This is a genomic window from Arthrobacter sp. Dra40 (assembly GCF_059091905.1).
In genome coordinates, this window is sequence record NZ_JBNHHB010000233.1 from 1 (window position 1) to 7,506 (window position 7,506).

Sequence of the window (7,506 nt, forward strand, 5' to 3'; positions counted from 1 at the left end):
CCAGCTCCTCCAGCCCGGTCTTGTCGTACACCGAGATCAACGCACGGCGGATGGGAACACGGTCAAGCTGCTTCAAGCTCACGCAAATCTCCAAGGAAGAATGGCTTCGGGGATGGTCTCAGTCTAGCGCCGGGCTCCTCCCCGGCCCCGAGTGTGAAGCCTTCCCGCGGTGTGGGTACCCTCATGAAGGCAGAGTAGAAGGAGACCCACCACATGGCGGCACCGGTGACTGAGGACGCGGTCCTGCGGATTGGCCGTTTTTCGCTGGCGGTTTGGCTGGTGGGCCTTCTGGTTCTGGGCGGCGCCCTGGCCTTCGCGGTCCCCCGGTTGCTGCCGCACCTTTCCACCATCGCGGCCGGCACCAATGGGGAGCCGGATCCCGCGGTTGAGGCGGCGGGGACCGGGGCCGGTTCCGAGGCGGACGGCGGGAGCGGAACCGGGGCCGGTCCCGTGACAGGCGGCGGAACATCGGCCCGCACGGATTCCCCCGCGGCAGCCGACGACGGAACGGTGAGGGAAATTGGCGGTCCGGGCAGCTACACCGGGTCGCGTAATGCGACCATCGACTACCGTCGGCCGGCCGGTTACAACGGACCGTTTGAAGTCGTCGTCACCAGTGGCGAGGACGCCAGCGTGGCGGTGGACGATCCGGAGAACCCGGACTGGCCGGCCCATTTCCTCTTCAGTTCCGCCGACCGGAACGAACCATCATCCGGGCTGCTCGCCACCGCACGGGACAACTTCATGCTTCACATCGACTCCGACGGCGACTGGCAGCTGAAGATTCGCCCGGTCGCCTACGCCGAGTTGGAGAACGGCACCACGGCCTCCGGCTCCGGCCCCGCCCTGGTGCGCTACGAAGGCGATGAAGTCCTCGCGGAATTCACCTACACCGGCGACTCCAACATCGCCGTCTACACCTGGCAGGAATCGCGGCGGAACCTGATGGTCAACAAAATTGGCAGCAGCACCACGCGTTTCTCCTGGCAGCCATACCCGGTGACGTACATTTTGGTGGACACCAGCAAGGGAAGCTGGAGGATCGACGTCGGCGGCTGAATCTATGCCTACAGTAGAGCCATCCCGATCCGGTTCCTTGAGGGGAGACCCCCATGTCTTTTGCCGAAACGCTTGACCAGGCGTTCAAGGCGCGCATCCCCGTGCTGTACGTAGAGAGCCACGAAGAAGCCCGTGTGCACGCTGAAGTGCTCAAGTGCGCTGCCGGACTGCGCACGCCGCGGCCGGTCTGGACGTGGAACGCCAGCAGCGGGCTGATCTCCCCCAGCGACGGCCAGCAGTCCAACACCACCGCCCCGGCGCGTGCCCTGGACCGGGTGCTCGGCGCCCACGATCCCGGCGTCTTCATCTTCTTCGACTTGCACGCCTACTTCGGCACCGACCAGCGCCCCGCGGACCCTGAGGTGGTCCGGAAGGTACGCGAAATCTCCGCAGCGTTCCGGCAAGGCAGCGCCGGCCGGGTGCTGATCATCGTTGCCCCGCTGCTGCGCATTCCGCCGGAGCTGGACAAGGCGGTCACGCTGGTGGATTTCCCGCTGCCCAGCCATGACGAGATCAAGTCGATGCTTGCGCACATGATCAGCCAGAATTCCGGCGGCGGGCGGATCAAGGTCACGCTCAGTGACGCGGACCAGGAAAACATGGTTCAGGCGGCGCTCGGCCTGACCATGGCGGAAGCCGAGAACGCGTTCGCCCGCGCGATGGTCGACGACGGGGAGCTGACCGCTCAGGACGTACAGGTGGTGCTGGACGAGAAGCGCCAGACCATCCGCAAGTCGGGGCTGCTGGACTATGTGGACGTGAAGATCAGCCTGGATGAAGTCGGCGGGCTGAACAACCTGAAGCGGTGGCTGGCCAAACGCCAGGGGTCGTGGCTGGATGCCGCCGCGGACTTTGGCCTGCCCTCGCCCAAGGGTGTGCTGATCACCGGCGTCCCGGGCTGTGGGAAGTCGCTGACGGCCAAGGCGATGGCCTCGGCCTGGGGGCTGCCCCTGCTGCGCATGGACATCGGCCGGGTCTTCTCCGGGCTGGTCGGCTCCAGCGAACAGAACATGCGCAACGCCATCGCAACCGCCGAGGCCATCTCCCCCGCCATCCTGTGGATCGACGAGATCGAGAAGGGGTTCTCCGGCACCAGCGGCGAGGGAGACTCGGGAACGTCCGCCCGCGTCTTCGCGTCCTTCCTGACCTGGATGCAGGAGAAGCGCCACCCGGTGTTCGTCGTGGCCACTGCCAACAACATCGACCGGCTGCCCCCGGAGTTCATGCGCAAGGGCCGCTTTGATGAAATCTTCTTTGTAGACCTGCCCAGCGACGCCGAACGCCGGCTGATCTGGCACATCCACATGGCAGGCAAGAGCACGGACGCCAACCAGCTCCACGTCGTCGCCAATGATCCGGCCGCCGTTGAACTCCTCGCCGGCGCCTCGGAGAACTACTCCGGCGCGGAAATTGAACAGGCTGTCGTCGCCGCGCTCTTCGATGCCTACGCCGAAAACCGCCATGTCCACCTGGCCGACCTGCGGCGCGCCGTGTCCAACATGATTCCGCTGGCAATCACGCAGGCAGAGGAAGTCGCAGCCCTTCGGCAGTGGGCCGCCATGCGCGCCGTCGGTGCCACCGGCAGCGAGGACCTGGACACCGGTGCCGGACCGGATGATCCGGAGCACCCCGCCCCTGCCCTCTCCGCCGCAGCTTCCGGGCAGCCGGTACGCGGTGGCCGCACCGTGGATTTCTAGAAGCACCCGATACCCGAAGGAGAAGCGATGGACCAGCAACAACTTATCGTCACCGTCAGGCCCGACGGCGCGGTGTCGGCCGAGACCCGCAACATCTTCGGCACCGACTGCCTCGACTACATCACGGTCTTGGAGGATCTGCTCGAAGCCGAGACTGTCTCCAGCTCGTACACCGAGGACTACAGCCGCACTGCCGTCACGGCCAGCGAGTACGTGCACCATGAGACAGCCGGCCAGTAACGTCGGAGCGCAGCCAGGCGGCTGGGGCCCGGAACAGACGTCAGGGCCGCAGCGTACGGGGCGACGGCCCGGCATCAACATTGGTTCCCCTCCCGCGCAAACCGATGCCGGAACCATCAGGTACGCCCGGTTCCTCCCGGCCACCGACGCCGAAGGACCCGGCCGGCGCGCCGCGCTTTGGCTGCAAGGCTGCTCCATCAGATGCCCCGGATGCTTCAATCCCCATCTCTGGGCCGCCCGGGGCGCAGACCTCGTCCCGACAGACCCCTTCGCCGCCGACCTCGTCGACCAGGCAGTGGCTGCCGGCTCCGAAGGCCTGACTTTGCTGGGAGGGGAACCCTTCGAGCAGGCGGCGGCCAGCGCCGTCGTTGCGCGCGCTTTCCGCAAGGCCGGGCTGTCCGTGATGACGTTCACCGGCTATCTGCACGGTGATCTGCAGCGCTGGGCCGGGGACCGCGACGATATCGCCGGCCTTCTGGCTGCCACCGACCTGTTGGCCGACGGGCCCTATCTCCAGGACCGTCCGGACCTCCGCCGTCCGTGGATTGGCTCCCTTAACCAGGGCCTGACGGCGCTGACCGGCCGCTACCGCGCCCTGCTGGAGAACATCGAAGCCCAGCCGGACCGGATCGAAATCCGCGTCGCACCCGACGGGACCGTCGGCCTGAACGGCTGGGCCACCGACGACCAACTGGACGCCCTGCTGGCGGATCTCGGTACCCGGGCGGACCGCCCGACCCCTCACCGCCGCCGCCCTCCTTCCGTTACCCTGCCCCCTCCGGTTCACGCCGGCGCCCAATCAGGAGAAACCCCGTGAGTGTTTCCGTTCTGCTCATCCCCGCGGCCATCGCCGCCGTCGCAACCTTCAACGCCGCCATGGACGAGAAGGCCAAGCGCCACGCATCTGACGCGGTGGCAGTGCCTGCAGCGGTGCCGCGGGTTCAAGTGCACACCCGGATGCGGGACCTGACCCTGCTGCAGGCTGCCCTGAAAGATACGCACGCCGAGGTCACACATGCCACCTCGGTCTCCATCGAGGCCGCCTGGTCCGACGCCACCGCGGTGTTCGAACGCGACGCCGAAGGCATTTGGCAGGTCCACTTCAGCGGTGAGGACGTCGACCGGCAGCGGGCAACGGAAATTGTCCAGGCCATCGACGCCGCCTATGCCGGCCGGGTCCAGCAGGCGGTGGTGCAGAAACTGCGTGAACGCGCGCACACCGCCGGTTTGGAACTCGCGTCGGAAACAGTGGAGGAAGACCAGAGCGTCACGATGGTTCTGAATGTCCGTCGCTGACCAGTCCGCCGCCGTCACCGGCCGGAGAGGCACCCCACCGGTCCTGTGGCTGGTGGCCTCCAGCCTGTGGCTGCTGTTGCCGCTGCTCGGCGCCGGGTTCCTGGGCTGGGCCGGTTTCGTGGTGATCGGTGTGCTGGCACGCCGTGGCGCGTGGGTGTCTGCCGGCGGTTTCTACCTGGTGATGCTGGTGGTTTCACTGTTCATGAACGAACAACCCGGGGGCACCACCCGCGTGCTGATCTGGGCCATCTGCTCCCTGCATGCGCTGGGGATTAATCAGGCCTGGCTGCGCAACCGCTGGGCTGAGGCCTCCCGCTCCTCCGGCAGCGCGTGGACGGCCCTTCTCCACAGGTCGCCCGCAGACAGTGCCCTGGACAGCACGACGGCGATGCCCACCGCCCGGGCCTTGTTCCGCCGTCGACCCCGCGCCGCCGCGCCGCGCCCTGCGGGTACAGCCCCTGCCCCGCGCCCCGCTGGCGCCGCTACCGAACTCCGCCCTGGCGGGGCTGCCGCCGAACTCCTCAACGATCCCGGGTTCGATGCCGCCCGTTACTACTCCGGAACCGGGAATTCCGGCCCGGGCAGGTCCGGCCCGGCCGGGTCCGGGTCAGTCGAGCCCTTGGACGTCAATACGGCGCCGGCGGCAGCCCTGCAGAAGCTGCCCGGGATCAGCAGGCACAAGGCGCGCAAGGCCGTGCGCCTGCGCACCGAACGCGGACCTTTCCGCACGGTTCCCGACTTCGCCGCCGCACTGCAGGTGCCGGAATCGGAGGTGGCCGCACTGTACCCGCTGGTGGTCGCCAAACTCCCGCCGGCCATGCCGGCGTCCTTCGGCAGGTCGGTGGATTACTGATGGCAGCGGCCCAACCCACCCTGGGATGGAATTTGCGCCAGAGCCTCTGGGTGCTGGTGCCCGCGGGAACGTTCGGGTTCCTGGGCGGGGCCGCCTTGCTGGTGGTAGGTTCACGGGCCCGGCGGCCGCTGTGGTGGATCATCGGCTTGGTCCACATCACCCTCAGCGGCGTGGCCCTGGCGCTGCTCGACGGCACCGGAGTGCAGGAAGAGGTCGCAACGTGGCTGCTCTTGTCCTGCTGGCTGGCCGGCAGCAGCTTTGCCGTGGCCATCAATCCCGAGTACCTGCGGTTTAAGTGGGAGCGCGACCGCGCCGCGGCCAGTCCTGCCCGCACCACCGGCGGCACCACCCGGTCACGTCCTGGCAGCCAGTTGAACTCGCGCGGGCGGTCGCGCCGGTCCGGGCCCGGCAGCAAGTCCGGCTCCGGGAACACCAAGGCCGGCGCCGGGAGCCGCAAGTCCGCGGCCCGTACGCGCGCCGGTTCCCGCACCAGCTCCCCGGCGGCCGGAGCGGGCTCCCCCGGACAGTTCCGCGCCGCCCGCCAGGGAGCCGCGGCCGCTGCCGGCGCACCTGCCCGGCAGAGCTCAGCCCAGCCCGCCGAGACACCGGCAGCACAGGCCGGTGCTGCCGGTGCAGCCAGTGCAGCCCGCGCAGCCGTGGATGTTAATGCGGCCACCGCCCGCGAACTGGAAGCGCTGCCCGGTTTCTCCCGTGCTCTGGCCAAGGAGGCCATAGAAGTTAGGGAGAAGCGCGGCGGGTTCAGCTCCGCACAGGACTTTGCCGCGGCACTGGACCTGGCACCGCACGTGTTCCAGCGGCTCCGCGGGCATATCGTCTGCGGACGCACGCCGCAGGCACCGCCGTCGTTCGGTCGAGTGGTGGAATACTAACAATTTTTCATCGGCCGCACACGACTAAAGTGTGCATAGCTACTCCCTTGGAAGGCCACGAATGACGCAAACCGCTCACCTGCCCACCGGCGACCAGATTGTGCAGGAACTTCCCTGGCGCTGGCGGGTCCAAGGCAAGATTTTCCTGCTGGGCGGGCTCGGCTTCATGTTCGACGCGTGGGACGTGACCCTCAACGGCGTGCTGATTCCGCTGCTCTCCGACCATTGGGACCTCGTTCCGGCCCAAGCCGCGTGGATCGGCACCGCGAACCTGATCGGCATGGCTCTGGGCGCCTTCATCTGGGGATCGATCGCCGACCTCATTGGCCGCAAGACCGCGTTCACGGCCACGTTGCTGGTTTTCTCAATCTTCACGGTCTTGGGAGCCTTCGCCCCGGACATCGTCTGGTTCTGCGTGTTCCGGTTTATTGCGGGCTTTGGCCTGGGCGGCTGCGTACCCGTGGACTACGCTCTGGTCGGGGAGTTCACGCCCCGGCGCCTGCGCGGCCGTGTCCTCACCGCGATGGACGGCTGGTGGCCGGTCGGGGCAGCGCTCTGCGGGGCCGTCTCGGCCCTCATCATGGCCACCGTTGCGGATTGGCGGTACACCATGCTGATCATGGTCCTGCCGGCGCTGCTGGTGTTCTGGGTTCGGCGCTCGGTGCCGGAATCGCCGCTCTATTTGGTTAGCCGGGGCCGAACCGAGGAGGCCCAGCAGGTCATCAACAGCATGGTCCAGCGGACCGGCGGAACGGTGCGCGAGTGGCGGCTGCCGGAACCGGGCCAGGCACCGCGGTTGTCGGCGGTCAACGTCTTGGAGCAGTTCAGCGCCGTCTGGAAGTTCAACTGGAAAATCACCACGGCAGCCTGGGCCTTGTTCTTCAGCATTCTGTTGGTCTACTACCTGGCCTTGACCTGGATGCCGGTGATCCTTATCGACGCCGGATTCGCCGCCGCCCGCGCTTTCCTGACCACGGCCGGCATGGCCGCCGTCGGCCTGCTGGGTGTCGTCATCGCCGCATACTTCGTCGAGAAAACCGGACGCAAGTGGATTCTTGCCATCACCGGTCCGCTATCGGCACTGGCACTGGTCGTCGTCGCGCTCCTGATCGATGTTCCCCCGGCTGTGGTGACGCTGCTGCTGGTCTACGGCCTGGTCGTGCAAATCGCTATCCCCGTGCTGTACACCTACGTCTCCGAGCTTTACCCCACCGAGCTGCGTGGATCGGGCTTCGGCTGGGCATCCACCTTCTCGCGCATCGGGGCAGGCTTTGGCCCGCTCATCTTCGCCTCGCTCGCGTGGCCGTATCTGGGGCTCGCATGGTCGTTCGCCATCGCCGGGGCCTTGGTGCTGCTTGCCGTGTTGTGGATGGCGCGCTACTCCCCCGAAACCAAGGGCGCCCACCTCAGCTGACTCCGCCCCTGTGCCTGGGTCTAAACGCAGCGCGCCCTTCCGCCAGCTGGCGGAAGG

8 protein-coding genes are annotated in these 7,506 nt (G+C 67.5%); all 8 read left to right on the forward strand.

The features are described 5' to 3' along the window. Positions 1-213 precede the first annotated feature (213 nt). The 8 genes from AC5RWT_RS32280 to AC5RWT_RS32315 all read left to right on the forward strand — a co-directional run bounded on the left by AC5RWT_RS32280 (position 214) and on the right by AC5RWT_RS32315 (position 7,449). The gene (locus AC5RWT_RS32280; protein ID WP_494083781.1) at positions 214-1,059 is read left to right on the forward strand and encodes a hypothetical protein; all 846 of its coding nucleotides are present in this window, start codon (positions 214-216) and stop codon (positions 1,057-1,059) included. Between the two features lie 53 nt (positions 1,060-1,112). Further along, positions 1,113-2,756 carry an AAA family ATPase gene (locus AC5RWT_RS32285; RefSeq protein WP_494083782.1) on the forward strand — a complete coding sequence of 548 codons (1,644 nt, stop codon included), beginning with the start codon at positions 1,113-1,115 and terminating at the stop codon, positions 2,754-2,756. 27 nt (positions 2,757-2,783) lie between these two features. After that, the gene (locus AC5RWT_RS32290) at positions 2,784-2,996 is read left to right on the forward strand and encodes a DUF2997 domain-containing protein (protein ID WP_494083783.1); all 213 of its coding nucleotides are present in this window, start codon (positions 2,784-2,786) and stop codon (positions 2,994-2,996) included. Continuing rightward, a complete protein-coding gene (locus tag AC5RWT_RS32295; protein WP_494083784.1) occupies positions 2,977-3,813 on the forward strand; it encodes a 4Fe-4S single cluster domain-containing protein in 837 nt (278 codons plus the stop codon). Before AC5RWT_RS32290 ends, AC5RWT_RS32295 begins: the two co-directional genes overlap by 20 nt. Continuing rightward, on the forward strand, positions 3,810-4,292 hold the full coding sequence (locus AC5RWT_RS32300) for a hypothetical protein (protein WP_494083785.1): 483 nt from the start codon (positions 3,810-3,812) through the stop codon (positions 4,290-4,292). Before AC5RWT_RS32295 ends, AC5RWT_RS32300 begins: the two co-directional genes overlap by 4 nt. Continuing rightward, positions 4,279-5,145, forward strand: coding sequence for a ComEA family DNA-binding protein (locus tag AC5RWT_RS32305; RefSeq protein ID WP_494083786.1), 867 nt, complete (start codon positions 4,279-4,281; stop codon positions 5,143-5,145). The genes AC5RWT_RS32300 and AC5RWT_RS32305 overlap by 14 nt, the downstream gene beginning before the upstream one ends. Further along, a complete protein-coding gene (locus AC5RWT_RS32310; RefSeq protein ID WP_494083787.1) occupies positions 5,145-6,035 on the forward strand; it encodes a ComEA family DNA-binding protein in 891 nt (296 codons plus the stop codon). Before AC5RWT_RS32305 ends, AC5RWT_RS32310 begins: the two co-directional genes overlap by 1 nt. Before the next feature lie 61 nt (positions 6,036-6,096). Then, entirely contained in the window at positions 6,097-7,449 is a 1,353-nt protein-coding gene (locus AC5RWT_RS32315; protein ID WP_494083788.1) for an MFS transporter, read from the forward strand. The last annotated feature ends 57 nt before the right edge of the window (positions 7,450-7,506 follow it).